19 protein-coding genes are annotated in these 26,897 nt (G+C 37.6%); 9 read left to right on the top strand and 10 right to left on the bottom strand.

What is annotated here, in order from left to right; all coding sequences use genetic code 11:
- Nucleotides 1-243: 243 nt before the first annotated feature.
- Both rcsC and gyrA read right to left on the bottom strand, forming a co-directional pair.
- A complete protein-coding gene (rcsC, locus tag ABN212_RS13445) occupies nt 244-3,078 on the bottom strand; it encodes a two-component system sensor histidine kinase RcsC (protein WP_198619783.1) in 2,835 nt (944 codons plus the stop codon).
- A 193-nt stretch (nt 3,079-3,271) separates the two neighbouring features.
- Complete coding sequence (gene gyrA, locus ABN212_RS13440) at nt 3,272-5,899, bottom strand: DNA topoisomerase (ATP-hydrolyzing) subunit A (protein ID WP_198619782.1); 2,628 nt, start codon at nt 5,897-5,899, stop codon at nt 3,272-3,274.
- Between the two features lie 172 nt (nt 5,900-6,071).
- On the opposite strand from gyrA, the gene ubiG reads away from it, so the two are divergent.
- The 6 genes from ubiG to tyrP all read left to right on the top strand — a co-directional run bounded on the left by ubiG (nt 6,072) and on the right by tyrP (nt 12,612).
- Nucleotides 6,072-6,809, top strand: coding sequence for a bifunctional 2-polyprenyl-6-hydroxyphenol methylase/3-demethylubiquinol 3-O-methyltransferase UbiG (gene ubiG / locus ABN212_RS13435; protein ID WP_198625785.1), 738 nt, complete (start codon nt 6,072-6,074; stop codon nt 6,807-6,809).
- A gap of 348 nt (nt 6,810-7,157) precedes the next feature.
- A complete protein-coding gene (gene nrdA, locus ABN212_RS13430) occupies nt 7,158-9,449 on the top strand; it encodes a class 1a ribonucleoside-diphosphate reductase subunit alpha (protein ID WP_198619780.1) in 2,292 nt (763 codons plus the stop codon).
- 11 nt (nt 9,450-9,460) lie between these two features.
- Nucleotides 9,461-10,591 (top strand): class Ia ribonucleoside-diphosphate reductase subunit beta, encoded by a 1,131-nt coding sequence (gene nrdB, locus ABN212_RS13425; protein ID WP_109374140.1) that lies wholly within the window; start codon nt 9,461-9,463, stop codon nt 10,589-10,591.
- A 25-nt stretch (nt 10,592-10,616) separates the two neighbouring features.
- Complete coding sequence (yfaE, locus tag ABN212_RS13420; RefSeq protein WP_109374139.1) at nt 10,617-10,895, top strand: class I ribonucleotide reductase maintenance protein YfaE; 279 nt, start codon at nt 10,617-10,619, stop codon at nt 10,893-10,895.
- Between the two features lie 91 nt (nt 10,896-10,986).
- Nucleotides 10,987-11,220, top strand: a complete 234-nt coding sequence (locus ABN212_RS13415; protein WP_109374138.1) for a YgdI/YgdR family lipoprotein — start codon at nt 10,987-10,989, stop codon at nt 11,218-11,220.
- Nucleotides 11,221-11,460: 240 nt separating this feature from the next.
- Complete coding sequence (gene tyrP / locus ABN212_RS13410) at nt 11,461-12,612, top strand: tyrosine transporter TyrP (RefSeq protein ID WP_349443309.1); 1,152 nt, start codon at nt 11,461-11,463, stop codon at nt 12,610-12,612.
- Between the two features lie 85 nt (nt 12,613-12,697).
- On the opposite strand, the gene ABN212_RS13405 is transcribed toward tyrP, so the two are convergent.
- Complete coding sequence (locus tag ABN212_RS13405; RefSeq protein WP_198625787.1) at nt 12,698-13,240, bottom strand: YfaZ family outer membrane protein; 543 nt, start codon at nt 13,238-13,240, stop codon at nt 12,698-12,700.
- 283 nt (nt 13,241-13,523) lie between these two features.
- Here ABN212_RS13405 and ABN212_RS13400 point away from each other — a divergent pair, with 283 nt between their 5' ends.
- Nucleotides 13,524-14,978, top strand: coding sequence for a catalase (locus tag ABN212_RS13400; RefSeq protein ID WP_198619778.1), 1,455 nt, complete (start codon nt 13,524-13,526; stop codon nt 14,976-14,978).
- 108 nt (nt 14,979-15,086) lie between these two features.
- On the opposite strand, the gene ABN212_RS13395 is transcribed toward ABN212_RS13400, so the two are convergent.
- From ABN212_RS13395 to ABN212_RS13365, 7 genes are all read right to left on the bottom strand, one after another.
- Complete coding sequence (locus ABN212_RS13395; RefSeq protein ID WP_349443308.1) at nt 15,087-16,814, bottom strand: M10 family metallopeptidase C-terminal domain-containing protein; 1,728 nt, start codon at nt 16,812-16,814, stop codon at nt 15,087-15,089.
- 176 nt (nt 16,815-16,990) lie between these two features.
- The gene (gene menE, locus ABN212_RS13390) at nt 16,991-18,415 is read right to left on the bottom strand and encodes an o-succinylbenzoate--CoA ligase (protein ID WP_349443307.1); all 1,425 of its coding nucleotides are present in this window, start codon (nt 18,413-18,415) and stop codon (nt 16,991-16,993) included.
- Nucleotides 18,403-19,374, bottom strand: a complete 972-nt coding sequence (gene menC / locus ABN212_RS13385) for an o-succinylbenzoate synthase (protein WP_349443306.1) — start codon at nt 19,372-19,374, stop codon at nt 18,403-18,405. Before menC ends, menE begins: the two co-directional genes overlap by 13 nt.
- Nucleotides 19,374-20,231, bottom strand: coding sequence for a 1,4-dihydroxy-2-naphthoyl-CoA synthase (gene menB, locus ABN212_RS13380; protein ID WP_109374133.1), 858 nt, complete (start codon nt 20,229-20,231; stop codon nt 19,374-19,376). Before menB ends, menC begins: the two co-directional genes overlap by 1 nt.
- Before the next feature lie 12 nt (nt 20,232-20,243).
- Nucleotides 20,244-21,011: a 2-succinyl-6-hydroxy-2,4-cyclohexadiene-1-carboxylate synthase gene (gene menH, locus ABN212_RS13375; RefSeq protein WP_349443305.1), complete on the bottom strand. Its 768-nt coding sequence runs from the start codon at nt 21,009-21,011 to the stop codon at nt 20,244-20,246.
- On the bottom strand, nt 20,986-22,680 hold the full coding sequence (menD, locus tag ABN212_RS13370; protein WP_349443304.1) for a 2-succinyl-5-enolpyruvyl-6-hydroxy-3-cyclohexene-1-carboxylic-acid synthase: 1,695 nt from the start codon (nt 22,678-22,680) through the stop codon (nt 20,986-20,988). The genes menH and menD overlap by 26 nt, the downstream gene beginning before the upstream one ends.
- Nucleotides 22,681-23,026: 346 nt before the next feature.
- Nucleotides 23,027-24,358, bottom strand: coding sequence for an isochorismate synthase (locus tag ABN212_RS13365; RefSeq protein ID WP_349443303.1), 1,332 nt, complete (start codon nt 24,356-24,358; stop codon nt 23,027-23,029).
- A gap of 210 nt (nt 24,359-24,568) precedes the next feature.
- On the opposite strand from ABN212_RS13365, the gene ABN212_RS13360 reads away from it, so the two are divergent.
- Together ABN212_RS13360 and ABN212_RS13355 are read left to right on the top strand one after the other, a co-directional pair.
- Nucleotides 24,569-25,783: an alpha-xenorhabdolysin family binary toxin subunit A gene (locus ABN212_RS13360; RefSeq protein ID WP_198619773.1), complete on the top strand. Its 1,215-nt coding sequence runs from the start codon at nt 24,569-24,571 to the stop codon at nt 25,781-25,783.
- Between the two features lie 15 nt (nt 25,784-25,798).
- A complete protein-coding gene (locus tag ABN212_RS13355; protein ID WP_198619772.1) occupies nt 25,799-26,842 on the top strand; it encodes an alpha-xenorhabdolysin family binary toxin subunit B in 1,044 nt (347 codons plus the stop codon).
- Nucleotides 26,843-26,897 lie beyond the last annotated feature (55 nt).

The following is a 26,897-nucleotide window of genomic DNA, read 5'->3' as shown; positions in this document are numbered from 1 at the left end:
AGCACCTTATAAGCTGCATGGCTTATATCGTACCTTTACTAGTTTTTTCGCTTATAGGCTGTTACAGAGACTCCCTCACTCTCCTTTTAATCGGCTTGTCTTATTATGGCTGTACTTTGTTTCATTTTATCTATCAAAATACTTTGTAATTACGTCATTTTTACCTTATTTTGACTTAAAAAAAACCAAGGCTAATAAATTAGCCTTGGTTTTTTTACTCGTTTTATTGTTCACGATCTAGAATTATTCTTTAGGTATATACTTCACCAACACTTCTCTTAAAATAGAAAGCGAAACAGGTTTAGATACACAATCATTCATTCCTGCATCAATACAGCGTTGTTTCTCTTCTGCAATCGCATTCGCCGTCACACCAATCACAGGCATATTACTGCCTATTTCTCTTATATGTGTTGCCAGCTGATAACCATTCATGTTTGGCATATTGACATCCGTCAGAACGATATCAACATGATTTTTAGCTAAATACGTTAATGCGTCACAGCCATCTTCTGCTGTTACTGTATTAAAACCGATTTTTTTCAGTTGATCAGTCAACAATAAGCGGTTTATTGGGTGATCATCGACAATAAGAATCGTTAAGGTTTGTAAGCTACAATCAGTATCTTGCTCCACCATATCCACACAATTTGCTTCCACTTTATTTTGTGGCAATTGCAGGATTATTTTTGTTAACTCGTTTAATTTATAAGTACTGCAGACCCATACGTTTCCAGCTGTTTTCTTCGACGGCTCAAAATAATGCTCGTTGATCCTAATAAATTGGCAGTTATCTTTTCTTGGTATATCGTAATCTGTGATAATAAAATCGGTTGAAGATAACACCACTTCTTCAGTAAGTAATTCGCAACTCAAGCCAAAATAACGAAGGTATCGACCAATAAAGCCTTCTAAATAGAGATTTTTAATATCAATAAAACAGCGAACATTACTTTCTTTATAAATATTCTGTTTAGAAGAAGGCTCAACGCCTTCTAAAGCACCATAAAGAGGTATACGAACTGTAAAGCGGCTACCAATATTTTCTTGGGAAACAACGCTGATATCCCCATCCATTAAGTTAATTAGTTTTTCACAAATAGCTAAACCTAATCCTGTCCCTTCTGATGCACTTTCTGTATTTTGAGACACTTGGAAGAATGGTTCAAAAAGCTCATGCAATGCTTTGTCGCTGATCCCTCGCCCTGTATCGTGAATATCGAAATAGAGATAATAATCATCTTTATAAAGATGCAAGGTAATACACCCTGTCGTAGTGAATTTAATACTGTTATTCAATAAATTAGAGATAACTTGTTGCACACGAACTGGATCACTATTTACAATTTTAGGTACATCAGGTTCGATAAAACAGTAAATAGCTAAGTCTTTTTTCGCAATCAAAGGTAAATAGTTAGAGATAACAAAAGAGAGCACTTGGCGACAATTAAATGGCTTAATATCAATTTTTAACTGTTTAGATTCAATTTTCGAGAAATCGAGGATATCACTAATAATTTTTAGTAATAACGATGAGGAGTTATCCATCGTTTTTAATAATCGAGCAGCATCATCGCTTTGTGTAAGAGATTGTAATAACTCTAAATTACCAATAATGCCATAAAGTGGCGTTCGTAATTCATGGCTGACAGTTGCCAAGAACATCGATTTAGCTTGGTTAGCTTGCTCCGCAGCTGTCGCCATGTTTTGTAATGAGCGCTCCATTTTAACCCGTGCGCTAATATCCACTAAAACACAGATGGCCACATCTTCATTTTGATAACGTGAATTAACAAAGCTAATTTGCAGATGATTACGATTGTTGGTCACTACATCGACCATATTGCTACTTTTCTCTGCAATAATAGAGAGGATATTTTGTTTATCGCTATGGCTAAGTAAACGAAAATAGTTATGAGCGAGTTCGTTACTTAAAATGATCATGCCATCACGTATTCTAAGAATACTAATCCCAACTGGCGCTGATGCTACAATCTTATGGTTAAACTGCTCGTGTTCTTCCAGACGAGAGGCATTGTTTTCAGCTGGGGAGAATATTTTTCGCTCAAAGATCCATACGAAGATAAAAATCATAATGGCTGAAATAATATTTAAGATCAGCGCATTAAAAATCGTAAATTTGAATTCATTTAAAATTTGTTTGAGTGGTAATGAATACACCACACTAAAAGATGAAGGCAATAATTTACGCTTAGCAACTAAGTCACTAAAGTCTTCATCAAAACCAAAATAAGGGGCACTAACATCAGGAACTTGTTTAACGGCATGATAGTTATTTTCTGCTGGATAGCTTAAAACAGTGGTATTTCTACTATTAAGAAGGTGAATTGAAATCACTCTGTCTTTGGCGGGAGAAAAATATTCAAGTCGAATTGCCCTTTCAATACCGATCAAGCCAATAAATTTACCTGAGGCATAAACTGGCGACATAACATATAAAATGCCGCTATCTCCTTTTGCATCTGGCACTATCCAATATTGGTTAACCTCTTTACCTTGTGCGCGTTGATTGATGTAGTTACGTGTATTTTCGTAAACCATCTTTTTCAACATTTCAGTATCAACAGGGGATGCGCGCAAAGGGAAGTTAATCATACACATGCTATGGGAGCCAACCATAAAGACTTGGTTTATTCCTTGCAGGGCGGGTGTATTATCTTTCCAATAATATAAGATGCTGTTAAATGAGCGAAAATAGTTATTTGTTTGTCCTTTAAACAATTCACAATCCGCAGTGTCATTAAGTTTATGAAGTGAAAAAGGTCCTTCATAAAATAATGAATTTTTCATGCTCGGATTTAAATTGATCTGTTCTTGATGTCGTTCTGCGAGGTATTGTAAATCACGGATGGTGCCAGAAGTTTGCCTAAAGAAGCCAAGGAGATTGGTGTAGTTATTACTATACTCTTGCCGAATATCTGACTTTGTGTCATTGAAAATATTGATGAGGTAAAACATGGTTAACAATGCACCCATCGCCCACAACATGATACCTAATACACGAAAAAGGTAGCGGGAAATTTTTAACGATGTTTTAAAGGACGAGAGATATCTCAAACAACCACCCTAATCAATAATGCCTACCGCATAAGAAACTTATTCTATTCTAGCAGAAGTTACTGTATGTCTGAATGATATGATCTTTATCATCAAGATAATTTTTTCTGATGATGAACTGATCCTACCATATAAAAAAAGCAGGCAATTATGCCTGCTTTCTTTTATTTATACATCACAATAATGATAAATATTATTCTTCGTCTGCATCATCCGCTAAATCTGAATCAGGTGCTTCTGATGACTCTTCGTTAATAACTTCATTAACTTCATCGTCATCTAATGCATCATCTTCATCTTCAACACGTTGCAAGCCAACGACCAACTCACCTTCGGTTGTACGAATTAAGGTAACACCTTGTGTATTACGTCCAACAATGCTGACTTCAGAAACTCGTGTACGAACTAATGTACCCGCATTCGTGATCATCATAATCTGGTCAGTTTCTTCAACTTGAATTGCACCAACAACTTTACCGTTACGCTCACTGACTTTAATAGAGATAACGCCTTGTGTTGCACGATTCTTCGTTGGGTATTCGCTTTGAGCAGTACGTTTACCATAACCATTTTCAGTTACGGTTAAGATATCACCTTCACCACGAGGGATGATAAGTGAAACCACTTTATCGTCATCGCTCAGTTTCATACCACGAACACCTGTCGCAGTACGTCCCATTGGGCGAACACAATCTTCTGCAAAGCGAACCACTTTACCATCCGCAGAGAACAACATAACTTCGTTAGTGCTGTCGGTTAAATCAACACCGATTAACTCATCACCTTCATTTAAGTTGACGGCAATAATACCTGCACTACGAGGACGGCTGAAATCTTGCAGAGGTGTTTTCTTCACGGTGCCGCTTGCTGTTGCCATAAAGACAAACTTACCTTCTTCATACTCTCTCACTGGCAAAATAGCCGTAATACGTTCATTTTGCTCAAGAGGTAATAAGTTGATAATTGGGCGACCACGAGCACCGCGACTTGCTTCTGGTAATTGGTAAACTTTCATCCAGTAGAGACGACCACGGCTTGAGAAGCACAGAATGGTGTCATGGGTGTTAGCTACCAACAGACGATCGATAAAGTCTTCTTCTTTAATTCTTGCTGCTGATTTACCTTTACCGCCACGACGCTGTGCTTCGTAATCGGTAAGAGGCTGATATTTAACGTAACCTTGATGAGAAAGTGTCACAACAACATTTTCTTCATTGATCAAGTCTTCGATATTAATATCTGCTGTATTTTCAGTGATTTCAGTACGACGAGGATCGTTATATTGATCTTTAATCGCATTTAGCTCTTCACGAATGACTTCCATCAGACGCTCTGGGCTTCTTAAGATATGTAATAGCTCAGCAATTTGGAGCAATAACTCACGATATTCATCTAACAGTTTTTCATGTTCAAGGCCGGTCAGTTTCTGCAAACGCAGATCCAAAATAGCCTGAGCTTGTTGCTCTGTTAGATAGTACTTACCGTCATGCACACCATATTGTGGCTCTAACCATTCAGGACGAGCAACATTGCTGTCACCAGCACGCTCTAACATGGTAGAAACGCTACCTAAATCCCAAGGTTGTGCAATTAACGCCGCTTTTGCTTCTGCTGGATTTGGTGCTTGACGGATCATTTCAATAACTGGGTCAATGTTCGCCAAGGCAACAGCCAGTGCTTCTAAGATATGGGCGCGGTCGCGTGCTTTACGTAATTCGAAAATAGTACGACGAGTAACAACTTCACGACGGTGACGAATAAAGGCAGAGATAATTTCTTTTAAATTTAATAATTTTGGCTGGCCTTGGTGAAGCGCAACCATATTAATACCAAAAGAAACCTGCATTTGTGTTTGTGAGAATAAGTGATTTAATACCACTTCACCCACAGCATCACGTTTGATTTCAACGACAATACGCATACCGTCTTTATCAGACTCATCACGTAAGCCGCTAATACCTTCAATACGCTTATCTTTAACAAGCTCTGCAATTTTTTCAATTAAGCGAGCTTTATTCACCTGATAAGGAATTTCTGTCACGATAATAGTTTCGCGACCTGTCTTCTCATCAGTTTCGATATCAGCCTGAGCACGGATATAAATTTTTCCGCGACCAGTACGGTAAGCATCTAAAATTCCTCTGCGACCATTAATAATAGCGGCAGTCGGGAAATCAGGCCCCGTAATATGTTCCATCAACTCTTCAATCGTGATGTCTTCGTTATCAACGTAAGCAAGACAGCCGTCGATAACTTCGCCTAGGTTATGTGGAGGAATGTTTGTTGCCATCCCTACCGCAATCCCTGAAGAACCATTGACTAACAAGTTTGGAATACGGGTTGGCATTACTGCCGGAATATGTTCTGTTCCATCATAGTTAGGAACAAAATCAACCGTTTCTTTTTCCAAATCCGCCAGCAGTTCATGGGCGATTTTCGCCATACGAACTTCGGTATAACGCATCGCAGCCGCCGAGTCACCATCAACTGACCCGAAGTTACCCTGCCCGTCAACCAACATGTAACGCATAGAAAAAGGCTGTGCTAAACGAACAATCGTTTCATAAACAGCACTGTCACCGTGCGGGTGATATTTACCGATAACATCCCCAACAACACGGGCTGATTTTTTATAAGGTTTATTCCAATCGTTTCCTAGTACATTCATCGCGAAAAGCACTCGGCGGTGTACTGGCTTCAGTCCGTCTCGAACATCGGGTAATGCGCGTCCTACAATAACAGACATCGCATAATCCAAATATGAGCTTTTCAGCTCTTCTTCGATATTAACTGGTGTGATTTCTCTGGCAATGTCGCTCATGGAGCCACTGTCCCTCATACTACGGATTCAAAGGTTTAGAACTATACCACAAATCGCCAATTTTTGGAAAAAGGAAACAACTAAATTAATGATCCTTTCGCTATTCTCTTCGATTTCACCGTCTAACGTTGGTAGAATCATGGCAATATGAAAATAGGAGTAATACTTTCTGATGAATGATAAAACAACCTCTTTACATGCTAACGTGGATCAGCATGAAATCGACAAGTTTGAAAGCGTCGCATCACGGTGGTGGGATCTTGAAGGTGAATTTAAGCCATTACACCGCATCAACCCACTAAGACTCAACTATATTCAAGAACGCGCAGACGGCCTATTTGGAAAAAAAGTCCTAGATGTCGGTTGTGGTGGCGGTATTTTGTCTGAAAGTATGGCATGTGCTGGAGCTGAAGTAACTGGACTTGATATGGGTACAGAGCCATTACAAGTTGCACGTTTACACTCACTGGAATCGGGTATACCTGTCACTTACATTCAAGATACCGTTGAAAACCACGCGAATGACAACCCACAAACTTACGACATCGTTACCTGTATGGAGATGTTAGAGCACGTTCCTGATCCATCTTCTGTGGTAAGAGCCTGTGCAAAACTGGTAAAACCTGGTGGAAATGTTTTCTTCTCAACCATCAATCGTAATAAAAAAGCGTGGCTAATGCTGGTCGTAGGTGCGGAGTATATTCTGAATATGGTACCTAAAGGCACACATGATGCTAATAAGTTTATTCGCCCATCAGAATTGCTTAGTTGGGTCGATGAAACCGATTTACGTAGCAAAAATATGATTGGTTTACATTATAACCCAATCACTGACAAATTCCGATTAGCGCCAAATGTCGATGTGAATTATATGGTGCACACACAATCGACACATAACTCGAATTCATGAAACTGAAAGTTTGATTTGGTTTAATAAAACATCAAACGATCACATTTTTTAAAATTGACTTTACATCGTTGTCACTTGAATTTGTGTTTCTTACTGCCTGTATTTATGCAGGGTACAGGCAGTTATTAAAAAATTTATCCCCTATTTATCCACAGAAACAATCAGATTTGTACACTTGATCAATCTCTCAATTACCTTTATCTTGTTATCACCATTTGAACCAACCCCTATATATTGTGTTTCCTTAAATTTCACACCACAAGACTCCTTGACACAAATTGTCATCGGGAGCGTTTTTTTGCGGTATAAAATTTCAGGTAACACTAATGCAAGAAAGGTGCATCGCTCATGAATCACAGCCTGCTAGTCACAAAACGTGATGGTCATAAAGAACGCATTGACTTAGACAAAATTCACCGTGTTATCGCCTGGGCCGCTGAAGGTCTAGAAAATGTCTCTGTATCTCAAGTTGAATTACGTTCTCAGATTCAGTTTTATGATGGTATCAAAACTGCTGATATCCATGAAACACTGGTAAAAGCTGCTGCAGACTTAATCTCTGCTGAAACGCCTGATTATCAGTATCTCGCTGCCCGTCTTGCCGTATTTAATCTACGTAAAAAAGCGTATGGCCAATTTGAGCCTCCAGCACTATATGATCACGTTAAAAAATTAGTCGATTTAGGCAAATACGATCGCCATCTTCTCGAAGATTACACGCAAGAAGAGTTCGAACAGATGAATAACTTTATTGTTCATCAACGTGATATGAATTTCTCCTACGCTGCGGTTAAACAATTAGAAGGCAAATACTTCGTTCAAAACCGTATTACAGGTGAAATTTACGAAAGTGCGCAATTTTTATACGTTCTAGTCGCTGCTTGCTTGTTTTCTCGTTATCCACAAGCAACTCGTATGGACTATATCGAACGCTTCTATAATGCGATTTCAACCTTTAAAATTTCATTACCAACGCCAATCATGGCGGGTGTAAGAACACCAACTCGTCAATTTAGCTCTTGCGTTTTAATTGAGTGCGACGACAGCCTTGATTCTATCAATGCGACATCAAGTGCTATTGTGAAATACGTTTCTCAACGTGCGGGTATTGGTATCAATGCAGGTCGTATTCGTGCATTAGGTAGCGCTATTCGTAATGGTGAAGCATTCCACACAGGCTGTATCCCTTTCTATAAACACTTCCAAACTGCGGTGAAATCTTGCTCGCAAGGTGGTGTTCGTGGTGGTGCGGCAACCTTATTCTACCCATTATGGCATTTAGAAGTTGAAAGCCTGCTGGTACTGAAAAATAACCGTGGTGTTGAAGATAACCGTGTTCGTCATTTAGATTATGGCGTGCAATTAAACAAATTAATGTATGAGCGTTTAATCAAAGGTCAGGATATTACTTTATTCAGCCCTTCTGATGTTCCTGGTTTATACGATGCATTCTTTGCAGACCAAGACGAATTTGAACGCTTATATGTACAATATGAGAAAGACAAAAGTATCCGCCAAAAACAAGTTAAAGCGGTTGAGTTATTCTCATTAATGATGCAAGAACGTGCCTCAACTGGCCGCATTTACATTCAGAACGTTGACCATTGTAATACACATAGCCCATTTGATCCGGCTGTTGCACCAATTCGCCAATCAAACTTATGCTTAGAAATTGCACTGCCAACTAAACCATTAAATGATATTAAAGATCCTAATGGTGAAATTGCACTGTGTACGTTATCTGCATTTAACTTAGGTGCAATTGAAAATCTTGATGATTTAGAAGAACTTGCTCGTTTAGCCGTTCGTTCACTTGACGCCTTGTTAGATTATCAAGACTATCCAATCTTGGCTGCTCAAAAAGGGGCAATGGGTCGTCGTACTTTAGGTATTGGTGTTATTAACTTTGCTTATTATTTAGCAAAACACGGTGTCCGCTACTCTGATGGTAGTGCAAATAACTTAACCCATCGTGCATTTGAAGCTATTCAATACTATTTATTAAAAGCATCTAATGAATTAGCGAAAGAACAAGGCGCATGCCCATGGTTTAATGAAACCACTTACGCTGAAGGTATTTTACCTATTGATACCTATAAAAAATCATTAGATGTACTGACCAATGAACCACTGCATTACGATTGGGAAGGCTTACGCAAAGACATTAAAGAGTACGGTTTACGTAACTCAACACTATCCGCGCTGATGCCATCAGAAACCTCTTCACAGATTTCGAATGCGACAAATGGTATCGAGCCACCGCGTGGTTATATCAGTATTAAAGCCTCTAAAGACGGTATTTTACGTCAAGTGGTTCCTGAGTATGAGCGTTTGAAAGGCGCTTATGAATTACTGTGGCAAATGCCAAGTATTGAAGGTTACTTGCAGTTAGTCGGTATTATGCAAAAATTCGTTGACCAAGCGATTTCTGCAAACACTAACTACGATCCTACTCGTTTCCCTAGCGGTAAGGTTCCAATGAACCAACTGCTGAAAGATTTGCTGCTCGCTTACAAATATGGTGTGAAAACACTTTATTATCACAATACCCGTGACGGTGCAGACGATGTACAGGGTGATCTGGAAGAAGTCGTTGAGACGGAAGATTCAGATTGTGAAGGCGGCGCGTGTAAAATTTAATTGAGGAAGCTATGTCTTATACTACTTTTTCACAAGTTAAAAATGATCAACTTCAGGAGCCCATGTTTTTTGGGCAACCTGTTAACGTAGCGCGTTATGATCAGCAAAAATATCCTATTTTTGAAAAGCTAATTGAAAAACAGCTCTCCTTCTTCTGGCGTCCAGAAGAAGTGGACGTTTCTCGTGATCGTATTGACTATAATGCGTTACCTGATCATGAAAAACATATTTTTATTAGTAACTTAAAATATCAAACACTGTTGGATTCGATTCAAGGAAGAAGCCCTAACGTGGCATTCTTACCTTTAATCTCAATCCCAGAGTTAGAGACGTGGGTTGAAACATGGTCATTCTCTGAAACCATCCACTCACGCTCTTATACTCATATTATTCGTAATATTGTTAACGATCCGTCAGTTGTGTTTGATGATATCGTTGAAAATGAAGAAATTTTAAAACGTGCACGTGATATTTCTTCTTACTACGATGAACTGATCAGACTCACTAATCTTTACCATATGTTTGGTGAAGGTGATCATGAAGTCAAAGGCGAGATGGTACACGTTACACTGCGTAAACTGAAAAAACAGCTTTACCTGTGCTTAATGAGCGTCAATGCATTAGAAGCGATTCGTTTCTACGTTAGCTTTGCCTGTTCATTTGCCTTTGCGGAACGTGAATTAATGGAAGGTAATGCTAAAATCATTCGATTAATTGCCCGTGATGAAGCGTTGCATTTAACAGGAACACAGCACATGCTGAATTTACTGCGTTCAGGTCAAGATGATCCTGAAATGGCAGAAATTGCGGCTGAATGTGAGCAAGAGTGTTATGACCTGTTTGTTGAAGCGGCAGAGCAAGAAAAAGAGTGGGCGGAATACCTGTTCTCTGAAGGCTCTATGATTGGTTTAAATAAAGATATCCTTTGCCAATATGTTGAATATATTACCAATATTCGCATGCAAGCAGTGGGTCTTAAATTACCATTTAAAGCACGTTCTAACCCTATTCCATGGATCAATGCATGGTTAGTGTCTGACAACGTTCAAGTTGCACCTCAAGAAGTTGAAGTCAGTTCTTACCTCGTGGGTCAAATCGATTCACAAGTTGATACTGATGACTTAAGTAACTTTGAACTGTAATACTGAGAAATAACACCGATACGTTATGGCATCTCATAAAGTGACCCTGCATCAGCAGGGTCTTTCAACACCTTTAGAATTTCATACTGACACCCATCCTTCTTTGCTTGATGCATTAGAGCATGGGAAAGTCCAAGTCGAATACCAATGTCGTGAAGGCTATTGTGGCTCTTGTCGTCTACGCTTAGTGAAAGGCAAAGTGTGTTATCGCAATGAGCCTTTAGCGTTTATCCAAGCCGATGAAATACTCCCCTGTAGTTGCCATCCCATTAGTGATATCGAAATAGAAATTTGCTCTGAGTAATTTGAATTATCTTAATTTTGGCTTTTTCCTAACACTCTTGTTCATCTTTGACTAAAGTTACAAATAACATTGATAAAAAAGGAAAAATATTATGAAATTAAGTTCTATTTTCTCCGCTGTTGCTATTTCCACATCAATTCTGCTCGTCGCGGGCTGTTCAAGTCCACAAAAAATAGAAACAGTGAATGGGGAAACAATTTTAACAACAGATAAACCCCAAGAAGATGAAGCAACTGGATTAATTACCTACAAAGATTCAGAAACAGGACAAATTAAACAAATTAATCGTGATCAAATAAGACGAATGGTAGAGCTTGACGATTAACGCTCCTATAAATATCTCTCTTAAAGCGCCAATTCATATTTATAATTGGCGTTTTTTTATTCAAAAAATCCTTTTGTAAATTAATCATTACAGCACACGTAATTAAAATTTGACAGAAATTTACCATTCTTATACCCTGCTTTTTAAATAAATAAAATAGTTTAGAGAACAGAGGATTTTGTGAAGAATCGCACTATAGGCAGTGTTTTTATTGTTGCAGGAACAACAATTGGGGCAGGTATGCTGGCAATGCCACTGGCTGCCGTGGGTATTGGTTTTAGCACCATGATGCTATTGCTTGTTGGCTTATGGTTATTGATGAGCTATACCGCGTTACTGCTGGTGGAAGTTTATCAATACAATGATCCTCATACTGGTCTTGGCTCTATTGCAAAGCGCTATCTTGGTGTTGGTGGTCAAGTGATCACAGGACTTGCACTATTACTATTAATGTATGCGCTAACAACTGCTTATATTAGTGGTGCAGGTGAACTACTCTCATCCACACTCTCGTCTTGGATTGGTCATGAGCTTTCTATCACACAAGGTATCATTATCTTTACAGTGATTGGTGGAGCGGTGGTAGGAATTGGTACAACATCGGTTGATATGATTAACCGCCTATTGTTTACCGCAAAAGTTTTCTTCCTCATATTTATGCTGATTGTTATGTTACCTCACGTTGAATCAGTAAACTTAACCTCAATGCCTGTGGCGTATGGGCTTATTCTTTCTGCTATTCCTGTTATTTTTACCTCATTTGGTTTCCACGGTAGTGTGCCAAGTATTGTAAGTTACATGAACGGCGATATTAAAAAGCTACGTATTATCTTTATTGTTGGTAGTGCTATTCCGCTTGTTGCTTATATTTTATGGCAAATTGCCACATTAGGTGCCATCCCAACAAATACTTTTATGGGAATTATGGCGCAACAATCTGGATTAAATGGTCTTCTTACTGCTATCCGTGATGTTGTTGCTACACCTCGCGTGAATATTGCAGTTAACCTATTTGCGGCATTAGCTTTAGCAACCTCGTTCCTTGGTGTTGCATTAGGTCTATTTGATTATCTTGCTGACCTATTCAAACGCAGTAATCGTGCAACTGGGCGTATGCAATCAAGCCTATTAACGTTTGTGCCTCCTTTACTATGCGCGCTTTATTTCCCTAACTTTGTACAAGCATTAGCCTATGCCGCTATTGCCCTGTCAATCTTAGCGTTGCTTCTACCTGCTTTATTAGTATGGAAAGTTAGACAAGAACAAAACGGTGCAGATAAATACAAAGTTAAAGGCGGGAAAGGTGCATTAGGTATTGTGTTTATTTGTGGTCTGGTGGTTATTGGTATTCAAATCGCTATCACTTTTGGTTTATTACCACAAGTCGGCTAAATACTCACTTATACCAACAACAAAAAAAGCAGGTGCTGATTTTTCAACACCTGCTTTTTATTTGATCTTATCTGCTTTTTCTAAATTAGAAGCTTAAACCTGCTCCAACATAGAAACCATCAGCAATTTTATTATTACTTCTATTATGTGAGTTTTCGATTTCAATCACACGGTAACCTGCATTAACATGCAGTGGTTTAAATACTGTTAATTGAGCCCCCACATCGGCTTCATAATAAGATTTGCTGCCAGAGGTTAATCCTTCAGGAGAAGCATAAGCTTCACCATAAACATTCAATGAAGGGAATACATTCCAGTTTAAACCTACACCACCCGCTAGTGCAGCACCATCATCACCATTTTTTGGTGATAAGTAGAGTGCTTTACCTCCAACACTCGCTGAGAAAGGTCCTAATGGTAATGCGAATTTTGCACCTAGGCTACCCGTCTGACCATCATGATCACTACGTGCCCAGTTACCATTAAAAGATAGCCCTGCGTTAGGATCACCTAAACCCGCTCGAACATCAGTGTAATGCTTGCCCGCTTGAATATTCATTGATACTGCATTTGCATTACCAGCCATAAATAACGCACTTACAGCGCTGACCAATAAATATTTTTTCATTGTTATTACTCCAGCAAATAATTGTCCTAACTTATAATTATACAACAAATTTATTAAACAACTTTAGCTAAAATTGAAAGCTAATCTGTAGAATTTTCAATCTATGTAAATAAGTTACGTCTATCAATGTTATTGGTCTAATTGGTTTTATTAATGAGTTTATTATTGCTAAAGTGGAATTACAGTCAATATTAACCATAATAAGTATAAGGCTGTTCGCTTCGTTTTATTCACACATGCTATTTTTTAGAACGTTCATTATTTCATAAACTGGAGATATGTGATGGAAAAGAAAAAGCTAACAACGGCATCTGGTGCGCCGGTTGTAGACAATAACAACTCGATGACAGCAGGCCCTCGCGGCCCAATGTTACTTCAAGATGTCTGGTTTCTAGAAAAACTTGCTCACTTCGATCGTGAAGTTATTCCTGAAAGACGTATGCACGCAAAAGGCTCTGGTGCTTTTGGTACATTTAAAGTGACTCACGACATTACGAAATATACTCGTGCTAAAATATTCTCTAAAGTGGGCAAAAAAACAGACATGTTTGCTCGCTTTTCTACTGTTGCAGGTGAAAGAGGTGCAGCGGACGCCGAACGTGATATTCGTGGCTTTGCATTAAAATTTTATACCGAAGAAGGTAACTGGGATATGGTGGGTAATAACACGCCCGTTTTCTATCTTCGTGATGCCTTGAAATTCCCTGACTTAAACCACGTTGTAAAACGTGACCCTAAAACTAATCTGCGTAATTTAGCTTACAAATGGGATTTTTTCTCTCATTTACCTGAAGCATTACACCAGTTAACCATTGATATGAGCGACCGCGGTTTACCAAGAAGTTATCGCTTTATTCATGGTTTTGGTAGTCACACTTATAGCTTTATTAATAAAGATAACGAGCGTTTTTGGGTTAAGTTTCATTTCCGTTGCCAACAAGGCATTAAAAATCTGATGGATGATGAAGCGCAAATGCTAGTAGGTCAAGACAGAGAAAGCTCACAACGTGACTTATTTGATGCTATTGAGCGCGGTGATTTCCCACGTTGGAATTTACAAATTCAAGTAATGCCCGAGAAAGAAGCCTCGAAAGTTCCTTATAACCCTTTTGATTTAACTAAAGTTTGGCCTCATGCGGATTATCCATTAATCGATGTGGGTTATTTTGAATTAAACCGTAATCCTGAAAACTATTTCTCTGATGTAGAGCAAGCAGCATTTAGCCCAGCCAACATCGTTCCTGGTATTGGTTTTTCACCAGATAAAATGCTACAAGGTCGCCTATTCTCTTATGGTGATGCACATCGCTATCGTTTAGGTGTTAATCATCATCAGATCCCTGTTAATGCTCCTAAATGCCCATTCCACAATTATCATCGTGATGGTGCAATGCGTGTTGATGGTAATAGTGGCAGCGGTATTACCTATGAGCCAAATAATGGCGGTATGTTCCAAGAACAGCCTAATTTCAAAGAGCCACCATTATCTATCGAAGGTGCGGCGGATCACTGGAACCATCGTGAAGATGAAGATTACTTCAGTCAACCTCGTGCACTGTATGAATTACTGAGTGATGAAGAGCACCAACGTATGTTTGCTCGCATCGCAGGCGAATTAATTCAAGCAAGTAAAGATACACAAAAACGTCAAATTGCCCTATTTAAGAAAGTCCATCCTGAATATGGTGCTGGTGTTGAAAAAGCAATGAAAGCATTAGCAAAAAAAGACGCTAAATAACCCTATAATAAGAAGCCCTGTGAGCAACTCGGCAAAAACAAACCTCCTAGTTATTAATATATTGGTAATTAGGAGGTTTTATTTATCGCTAAACTAATTATTTTCTTGTTAACAAAGAAGCTCATCATAACTAAATTGCCCGGTAACATTAATCACTAAATTCGGCACATTTAGATTTTCTACCGTCATAATCTTAATAATGGTTTTATTGTCTTCATAGTCTAGCGTTAACTCATTTTTATTCCCTGTAAACGACTGAACTAATCTTGGATTAATAATTTGGTCATCTGCTTCTGATTTAAATAATAGAACATCATCTTCTTTATTAAAATCAAAAATAACATTATTACCACTTGCCTTTTCTGATAAATTAAAAATAAAGATATCCTTTCCTTGGTTAGCTGAGATAATGTTATTACCATTTTTTATAATAAAGGTATCATTACCATAACCACCATACAAAATATTATTTCCCGCACTTGCTATTAATGTATCATCACCCGACCCTGCATATAATAAATCATCGCCGCTGCCACTAAAAAGAACGTCATTTCCTGCTTCACCGATAAGAATATCGTTTCCATCATCCCCGAAAAGAATATCATTGCCTAACCCACCATATAGCGTATCGTTACCTTCTCGACCTAATAATGTGTCATTTCCTTTATTACCCCATAATTCATTATCCGTACTATTTCCTATAATATAATCATCTCTTAGCCCCCCTTTGGCATTTTCAATAACGACATCGAAAGCAATAGAAACATTACTACGTAATCCACCGACATCAGAAAAAGTCCCTTCATTTAAATTAATTTTCTGATTTACGTTATATTGTGAAAAATCTAAAGTATCATTACCACCAGCATCCCAAATACAACTGACCAAAACATCATCTGTCGAATGTAAACTATAAAAATCTCTTTCTGTATTAGAATTAAACCCATAAATTGTATCACCAGTTCGCGTGGTCATATTCTTCCCATACAATTTTTGGATAAGATAAGTATCCAATAATAATGGATTCATTGGGTAATTAACGCCAAAATCTGCGTATTCTTTTTTCGGTTTTTCATAAGCCATAATTGAATATTTTAGGCTATTTTCTTCAATATCAGGTAACTCAGAATCACTCGTAAAAGTATGAGACAGACCAAGAGAATGCCCTATTTCATGTATTATCGTTTTTCTTATTGCAGAACCGAGACCCAATGTTTTTTCTGGATTATTTATATGTCCATTATCATTGTTATTTTTATACAGGAAAACCCAGTCATCTAATCCTTCAAAATAAGTCACAATACCATCGGCATTCTCTTTAAATGAATATAGTTTCTCTTTTTCTTCTTCTGTATGTAATCTTGTATTAACCACAGAGATAAGCTCAGTTTCAGAAATATTAATCCAAACTTGTCCATCTAAACTGTAATCACTTACTTTATCTATCTTTTTATTTTGATCTAAACGTTCATTGAAATACGAGGCTACGCCTAAAGTTGAGTAATCATAATCTTTCGTTAATTCATTTATATTGTTATAAACACCAAATTTTATATGCGTATCATGCTGATTATCTTTTTCTATAAATTCAATATTTACAATATCACTGTATTGTTGCAGTGATTTTTTTACCGCATTTTTTTGGGAGTCATTCATTGTTGTTAAGGTTTTATATTCTTGACCTCTTAATTGACTCCAATCAGGAAAACTAAATGTTATTTTAGTGATGCTTTTATCAAGCTCTGAATTTTCCGATCTTAATGTTGGCATCATAGTCTTCATGATATCAATAATAGTATTAAATCCAGGTGTTTTTTCTTTATTATTTACTTTCATAAAAGATAATCTCTATTAATAATTAATTAGAGATGATTATTTTACGTACTCAAAAACAATAATATTTTAAAAAAAACACAAATATAAAGTGTTCAACTGAGCAATATAATAATAATAATAACAATTTATTAAATTAATAATATTATCTATAAAGTGTTATTTATTAGGGTAACTATTTACCCTAATTGAGTTTTCACCCACTCTTGCACTTGTTTACGGGAAATTTTAATTCCCCCATTTTTAAGGCTTTCAGGGAGTTGTAGGCAAGCAATAGGTCGTTGAAATCCTGCTAATCGGATGTGATACCACTGTGGTAATTGATTGATTATTTCAATTTCTGCATCCACAACCGCGACAGGACGTTGCCCAAATTCAGCATCATCAATAGGGACAACAAAAGACTGACTAACACTTGGATGTGTATTAAGAATTTTTTCTATATCTTCTGGTTGAATACCTTCGCCAGCACTAAAAAAGAGATTGTCCAAGCGTCCTAAAACACACCATTCATCAGCGATAAAGTCACCTTTATCTCGTGTTGAATACCAGCCATCCGCAGTGAGTGATAACGGTTTTAATTTACCATCAAACCAATAACCTAAAGCAACACTGTCTGATTTAATCTGAATTTCATCATCGAGTATTCTTACACCTTTGCCTTTTAATGGTAGCCCTACTCCCGCTTTACCATCAGCGCGTTTGGCGCAAACAGTGGATGCCATTTCGGTCATGCCATAACCACACCAGCATTGAATTCCCCAATGTTCTGCTTCTTGCGTTAATTCAATGGGGATCATCGCGCCACCTAATAAAACAGATTTTAAGCTGATCGAGTGTTGCCTATCTTGTTGCGCTTTATTTTGTAAGAAACGCCAAAGCTGTGTAGGGACTAAAGAAGCATGAGTACAACCTTGTAATGCATCAATAAAAGGATGCATTTCACGCACCACCAGCGTTGCGCCACGTAACAACCAACGCCAAAAAATGCCTTGTCCTGATACATGAAACAAAGGTAAAGAGAGCAACCAGCTATCACCTTTCTCAAAGGGCATTAATGATAAAACACCTTCCGCACTGCAAAGATGCGCATCAAAAGTATGAACAGCCGCTTTAGGTAGACCCGATGAGCCCGATGTCAAAATAAGCGTTGCCATACGAGATGGCTCCCACTGCACATCTTCTATTTCATTTTTATGTTGACGTGGTGTGTTATTAAACTCAACACCATTAAGATCAAGCAAAGTCGCATCCAGATCTAGCGTTGACTCACTCAGATCAGCATAAAAATCAATATTTAAATGAGGCAATAAATCATCAAGTAAAGACTTTGGAAGTTGTGGATTTAAAGGTAAAACCTTAGCACCACATTGAAAAACAGCGAGTAATGCAAAAACAAGATTGAGATTATTTTTTCCACGCAACAACACTATGCTTTGTGTATCAACACCTTGTTTAGCAAAATTGTTAGCTAAGTGATTAATATGACAACTGAGTTGCTGCCATGTAATAGGTGAAACACCTGAAATGATGGCCGTTTCATTTGGGTAGAGTTGTGCCCATTGATGCCACGGCCATTGTTTAAATGGAACTACTGTTGCCATACTGTCTCTAGTTGTTCAAGAGAGATAAGTGGAATATTCACATTTGGCCAAGGACGAATAAGTTGTTGTTTAATTAAATCAACGGTATCGAGCCCTGGAGTGCTATTAGGCGTTAACCACTGCGCAATTCTTGCCAATTGAGTCAGCCCAAAGCTGCTTTCAATACTTGAACTGATAATGGCATCTAGTCCTAAAGCATGTGCTTGTTCAACAAAAGATTGGCAGCGTTCAATACTTCCCACCAATGTAGGTTTGATAACAATCGTTGTTACACCCGCTTGAGGTTTGATTTCAAAACCTTCATCACGCACAGTTTCATCCCAAGCGATGTTAATCCCTGTAGCCTGTGAAAAAGCGAGTGACTCTTCTGGTGTTTTACATGGCTCTTCTAAGAATGCAATGCGATCTCGCCATGCAGGATTTACATATTTCGCAAATCCTTCGGCTTTTGCTGGCGTCCAACTTCTGTTCGCATCCAATCTTAATTTTAAGTCTGGAATGGCTTCTAATAACAGATTAACGACTATTCCATCACGCACAGCTTCATATAAACCCACTTTGATTTTAGCGACTTTTTCACCTTCCATATCATTAAGGCTTAAAATCAAATCATCAGGATCGCCATTACATAAAGGTGCAGCACGATAATTCGCTTCTTGTGGCAAAGTACCTTCAAGCTCTGCTAATGCACAGCTAATACCAAAAGCGACACTTGGTAGTTCACTATAAACAGGGTTTTCACCTGCACACCAAGCCGTTAACCAAGATTGTGCGGCTTCTTGGGCTTGTTCTAAAGTTTCACGGCTAAACTCAGGAAGAGGTGAAATTTCACCCCATCCTTGTTTGCCATTTTGCTCTAAACAGACAAGAAAACCATCACGCGATTTTAGCCTTTGATAACGCAGCACAACGCCTGCATCAACAGGAAGGCTGAATGAATAGAGTTTGGCGTTTCGCATTATGGGTTACGTTTAAATCGAGAGAAATCAGGTTGACGTTTTTCGTTAAAGGCGTTGCGGCCTTCTTGACCTTCATCAGTCATATAGAACAGCATGGTTGCATTACCTGCTAATTCTTGAAGACCCGCTTGACCATCACAATCTGCATTTAATGCAGCTTTTAAGCAACGTAATGCCATTGGGCTATTTTCCAGCATTTCACGACACCAACGCACCGTTTCTTTTTCAAGATCTGCATAAGGAACAACGGTATTCACTAATCCCATTTCTAATGCTTCTTTTGCATCATATTGACGGCATAAGAACCAAATTTCGCGTGCTTTCTTTTGGCCTACAATACGTGCCATATAAGAAGCGCCCCAGCCACCATCGAAAGAACCGACTTTAGGACCAGTTTGACCAAAAATTGCGTTTTCAGCAGCGATGGTTAAGTCACACATCATATGAAGCACATGGCCACCACCGATAGAATAACCCGCGACCATTGCCACAACAGGTTTTGGACACGTACGGATTTGGCGTTGGAAATCCAACACATTCAGGTGATGTGTACCGCTATCATCACGGTATCCGCCGTAGTCCCCGCGAATTTTTTGGTCACCACCTGCACAGAACGCTTTTTCACCAGCACCCGTTAAAATGATAGTACCAATGGTGTCATCATAACGAGCATCCGCTAATGCTTGGATCATCTCTTTCACTGTCAAAGGACGGAAAGCATTACGCACTTGCGGGCGGTTAATCGTAATTTTTGCAATGCCATCGACTGATTTATGATAGAGGATATCTTCAAAACCTTCAGAACAATCCTGCCATTCAATCGGTGCATATAATTTTTCTTCGCTCGGGTAAAGCATAATTAGGTTCCTTTAACCAAAGAGGGATAAAACATGATTTATCACCGCAGCGTAAGCAACAGGCTGTGCCTGATGGGCATTATGACCAGCTTGCGGGATAGTCGTTAATGGCAGCGAATACTGCTGCGCAATAGATTGAAATTTATTATCTTTTTCACCACAAAGCCAAATAAACGGCAATGTGAGTTGCTGCAACTCTGTGACAAGCCAAGGTTGATTACCTAAAGAAAGCGTTTCTAAACTTTCTGCAATACAAAAACCAGCGTTACGACAACGTTTTTCAACGAGTAATTGGCGTTTCTCATCACTAAGATCGGCAAATACGGGTTGCTGATACCACTGTGTCAATACGTCACTGATAGGTTCATTACGGAAACGCTCAGCCCAGCGTTTATCATGTGCAATGCGATTTTTTCTTTCCGTTGCATCATATAAACCTGGATTTCCACCTTCTACAATCAACCCCATTAATCCCGTAGTATCACCAAAACACGCATGATACATCGAAATCCTGCCACCTAACGAATAACCAATTAGCCAATAGTGGTCAACACCTTGCTCTTTTAGTGTATCTGTCAGCAACGTACTCACTTCAACAAAATTTTTCACGCTGATAGAAGCAGAATCACCATGACGAGGCAAATCAATCACAAGTGATGGATATTCATGGCAAGCTTGAATGACAGGCTCCCATTCACAACCCTCACCTAATAGCCCATGCAACCAAACTAACCAAGGCCCTTCATTATGGGTATTATATCGCTGACATGCTAAAGTCATGAGATGTTACCTGTTTTACCAGCTGATTTAATGTTTTTGCACCATCGGTATCATCAACAATTAATTCAATTAATGTCGTTATTGGCGCCCCTACCCAGCATTTCTGAACTGTCGTTAACAGTGCATCCCAACTTGTTGGTGATACATAATGCAAACCAAACATTGCAGCTGCGTGTTTGAAATTTAGTGAATGAGGCATACAGTAAAAGCGTTCTCGCTCTGCCTCTGGCGTTGGTAGCATTGAAAATATTTGCCCACCGTTATTATTCACTACGATAATAACATTAGGCGCATAAACTTGTTGATGCAACGCTAAACTATTTAAATCATACAGTGCAGATAAATCACCCAATATTGTTAATGTTGGCTTTTCTGTTGCACGATGAACACCCGCAGATGTTGAAATTAAGCCATCAATACCACTTGCGCCTCGATTGCTCATCACAGGATAACCTTGTGGTAACTGAGCAAATGCATCGATTAATCGTACTATCAGACTATTGCCAACAAATAATTGTCCATCATTAGGAAGTAATTTATCTAATTGGTGCGCAACCTGTGCTTCACCAAAATAATCGGTTATTTCACTGACTTTTTTATAGGTTTGTTTGGCTATATTAGTTAATACATTAGTCCACGGTGAATTATCAACCGCAGAATGTGCCGTTAACCACTGCATCGGTGATAACGTAAATTTCTCACCTTGATGATGACCAGGATCTAAGCGCCCCGGAATAGGATCAATGATCCAATACGTTTTTGGAGAGCACCCGACTTGCCATTGTAATAAGCGTTTACCTGTTAAACTTGAACCAAATTGAATAACGATTTCAGCCTTATTTAATTCTGATTTTATCTGTGGATTATTCAACCATAAATCGGCACAAGGTAACGGTTGCCCCGTTTGTGATAAAACATCACCCAATAAAGGCCAACCTAATTGAGATGCCCATTTGGCAACTTCGACACCTTCTTCTGGGCTAATACGTCCTGCGATAACCACTCCTTTTTTCTGACGTATAACATCCCATTGAGGATGCGTCGATACAGAGGTAAAAAGGGATTCTTGTAACCACGGCTTATCACTTTGCCACCAATGGCCTAATGCCTCAGTCCACGGCGTAGATGTTTCAACATCATCACCATATAACGGTTCAGCAAAAGGGCAATTAACGTGTAATGCGCCATGAACCAATGTATTCATCGCATTATCAAGTGTAGAAACTAACCAACTTGCGGGAATATCAGTTGTCGGTCGTGGTAAAGAGAGTGTTTTTGAAGGATGAGTTGCAAAAATACCTTGCTGACGAATTGCTTGATTCGCACCACAATCAATTAATTCTGGCGGTCTATCTGCGGTTAAAAAGATCACTCGTTCACCCGTTAATCCTGCTTCAATTAAAGCGGGATATAGGTTAGCCACCGCGGTACCCGATGTCACAATAACAGCAACCGGTTCTTTCGATGCTTTTGCAAGCCCTAATGCTAAATGCCCCAATCCACGCTCATCAAAATGCGTATGACAGGTTAATTTATGATTTGTAGCTGCGGCAAGTGTTAAAGGTGTCGAACGAGATCCAGGTGCAATACAGATATGGCGTAAACCATGACGAGTCAAAGCTTCGAGTATAACTTTAGCCCATTGGCGATTAAACGAACTATTAGACATTGATCATCCCAACAACGAAAACCTGCAATTGCTATTATAATATCTGTTCCTAAATACTTTTCTTTAGCCTAGTTCAATGAACAGTCGTTTTCGTTAAATAAATCGTTAAAGAAACACTCAAAGAGTGCATTATTTAGGCTAATCATCCACTCTATTTTCAATGAACTCTTTTTATCGTTAAGAATAAGAATAAATAGCACAAGTGGCTTAAAGAATAGCATCAATTAGTTAACAAATCGCAATAGTTAATTGAAAAGTAGCACTAAAAATGCGCTTAAAATAAAACCATCAAATTTTGATGGTTTTAATGATGCTATTTAATAAATTTGAGGTTATCTGTAATAAATTAATTTTCTTTTTCTAGCAATGTACGCAAACCCGCCGCTTTATTCTCAATTTCAGTCCATTCTTGTAACGGATCTGAACCAGCAACAACACCTGCACCTGCATAAAGTGTCAGAGTATCATCATGCAGTTCACCACAACGTAGACTTACTGCAAATTCTGTGTGTGGTAATCCTAAATATCCTGCTGAACCCGCATACCAACGGCGCTCAAAAGGTTCATGTTGACGAATAAAAGCGCGAGCAATACTACGAGGTAAACCACATACTGCGGCGGTAGGTTGAAGTCGTTTTAAACAGTCAATATCATCAGAATCAATCAGTTTCCCATGTATATAACGACGAAGATGTTGCACTTTACGGAGTCGGATCACATCCGCTGCTGAAACATCGATACCTTCAACACCTCCTTGTAATCGCTGACAAATATCATCAACCACCACCAGATTTTCATGCTGATTTTTTTTGTCATTCATCAGCCAATCTGCAAATTCTGTCGCTTGCTGTTCATTGTCAGAGCTGGCAGCCGTTCCTGCTAACGCTTCGGTATACAGCATTAACTCATCACGTTTATATAATCGTTCTGGGGTTGACCCCATAAATGCATCAGAAGGCGAAAAAGCCAGCATATAATGATAGCAGTGATGATTAACATCACGACTTGCTTTCATAAATTGAATCGCTTTTAGCGGATTATCCAACGTCAAGCAAGTTCCTCTCGCAGGTACCACTTTTTCAAAATGATTTTGACGTATTTCATCTAATGCAAGAGTGAGATAATCGACCCACTGAGCTTGCGTTAAGGAGTGATTCACCGAAACCACAGAAACAGCAAGCGGCTCAATATCCAGCGCTTGATTTAAAGTTTGCAGAAAATCTAAGGTGCTTTGTTTATCACCTTCATTCAACATATTTAGATGAACGGAAAGCTGTTGCTGGTGGCGTCGAATTTCAATCCGTGGCAGAAAAAGGTAGGCATCATCGCCATTTTTTTCATCAATACGACCAGGAATAATAGTATCCCATGCATTTAAGCCCCAAATACGTACATCATCAATACAGGGATCCGATTGGTGCACAGCTAAAAATTGGTGTGCATCTTGAATATGATTGAAACAGCGTAATTGTCCACAGGCTGCCACTTCTTCATGTTCATCACGATGCTGCCAATAAAATTGAGGATAATACGACTGCGCAGCAAGCCATGAGAGCAATGAAAATGAAACCTCTGCTGGCAAGGTGACTTTCAAATGTAAAAGATTACCTTGTGCTGTCAGATTTATATTTTTAACTTTTTCGTACAGTGTCGAAAACACAGGATTAACCTTTTCCACTCCAAATACCCACAACTAATTAAAAAGGAGATTATACGTCTCTATACGAATTATCAAAGGGCTGATTAATTATAACCTTTGTCATTTATCAAAGTTTTGTATTTTTCATGTTACAAAGTAGAAGCATTAACTCGCACTTCTGAAATAACCAACACATCTTCATTAGATAAAGTGGTAAAGATAAAAATTTTCATACATAAGTGAGGTTATATGGATACAACCATCTATGAACATGTCGATAAAATCATTGAGACCTCCGATATACCCAAAGTTGCACTCGGTTTAATATTAGGAATAGATATCGAAAATGGTCGATTACCGGGTATTGTGACATCTCATGATTTAATAAAAATAAAGTCTTATGTTAATAAAGCACTTTCTCTTCCTTACAAAATAGATGATGTCATCAAATTTATTCATTACAGTAAAATAAATGAATCACAACTCTCTCCTGATAATATTTTGTCTCTGTTCATTCAAATACGGGAGCATGCATTTGAATGGAATCAAATTGAATATGCAATAAAGCAACAAGCAATTGATTTAGAAATAATGGGTAGAGAAATCACTTCTACAGGTGAAAGTGTCATTTTATTTATTAGTCAAATGCCTTTATTAACTAAAATATCTACTATTATTAATGACATTTCTGAGCAAGAGTTAAAAAATATTCGATACACATCTCAAGATAAAGAAGTTTCAACACAATTAATTCATATATTAGAAAGTATGAAAGAGGATATTGAAAATGAACGTGATAAGACCATAAAAATAAAAGACAGCTTATCTACCTTTAGAAGTAAAATAATGGGAGGCAAAGATAGCCAGAATGTTAATCATCATTCTATTTATCACGACATTCTTAACAAGAAAAGATTTATTAATGAGTTTTATACAGATAATAGTCGTTCACTTATTGAAGAACGAGATTTACTCGTTGAAGAAATAGAAATACTCAAAGATGAATATAAACACTATGTTGGTCTTGCATTTACAGGGCTAGCAATAGGTGTTATTGGTGTTATTATCACAGGTGGAATATTCGGGGCAAAAGCCGAAGTCATACGTAAAAAGAAAAATGAACTTATTCAAAAGGTGAAAAAAATCAATGCTGACATCGATATCTATGAAGGTTTATCTTTGCATTTAAATACACTCTATATTGAATTATCTGAAATAGAACTATTTATCGAAGATACAAATATGGCGTTAGAACATATTGAATATGTATGGCAAGCCATCTTAACAGAAATAGAAGCATCAATAACACATTTTAATAAAATTAACAGTGCATTAGAGCTGATTAAATTTAGTATTTACTTAGAAAAGATTATCGCGCCTTGGTATATGGTCATTGGTTACTCAAAGGAGATCTTACTCTCTTTTGATGATGCTCTTTCTACATTTTATTCATCTAAAGATTAACAAAAGGATATTGTTATGAGTCATAATGAAAAACCCGTCAATTTAGAAGAATGTTTTAAACATAATCAATTATTTCATGCGCACAGAAATATTCTCTCTTTAAGTAATAGTAAATGTTATCTAGATAGTACACTTGAGGGAGAAGTCAATAATCTATTAGAAATAAACAATAAAAATATTGAACGCATTATTTATTTTTCACTGAGTTTAAAAAGCAGATTAAGGCAAAGTTTATTTAATGATATTTTTAAAACAATAAATGAAATTGACAATGAGATAAAAACAGGAAATCTTGATAATGAAATAAAAAATAAATTAGAAAAAAAAAGAAAAGAAATAATCAATATATTTTCAAATGAAATAAATGAAATAGAGAAAATGATAAATGAACATACTCATTCACTTTCAATTGAAATCAATAAATTAAAAAATAAATCCCTCACAAATAAAGTAATACCTTTTATCTATAATAAAGAAAATGATGTTAAAATCTGTTCAGAAGAGATTATTATCTTAGAAAGCGCCTCCGAAACAACAAAAAATGAGTTAGATATCATACGTGATAGTGAAGATATCTTACATAAAAGAAATTTTTTCGATCTGTTCAAAAACAAACTTCCTCAGCAACAACAAATTGAAGATCTTAATATTGAAACACAAGAAAAAAATGTTTTATCTTCACTGGTAAAAATACTGAGTAATTTATTTTCTACGTTAGACTCTGGGTTTTCTTATAGTAAAGTTGTTGAAACTCGGCATCAACTTACTTCGCTTTATTTATCACAAATAAAGAGCCTTCATCAATTAAAAGCTAAGCAGCAAAAAATATTATTAAATATGAAACATCATTATAATATTATGGATATTGATTACTTTCTTCATATATTGATTAAACAGTTAACATTTCTATCTGAAAGTTGGCGGGAAATAGCCTTAAAAATATCAACATTAGAAAATAACAGCTTATTAAATGAAGAGATTATTATTCCTATCTTCTCATTTTTAGATGATTTCTCTTTATATTATGAGAGCGCAGACAAAATAAATATTTATCAATAATAATTAAAAACGGCTCTATAAAAGAGCCGTTTTATTATTTAACGATACGTTATTA

This window comes from Proteus genomosp. 6, from assembly GCF_040139785.1.
Taxonomy (GTDB): domain Bacteria; phylum Pseudomonadota; class Gammaproteobacteria; order Enterobacterales; family Enterobacteriaceae; genus Proteus.
The sequence above is the reverse complement of the archived record's forward strand: the minus strand, read 5'-3'. Positions and strand labels throughout refer to the sequence as shown.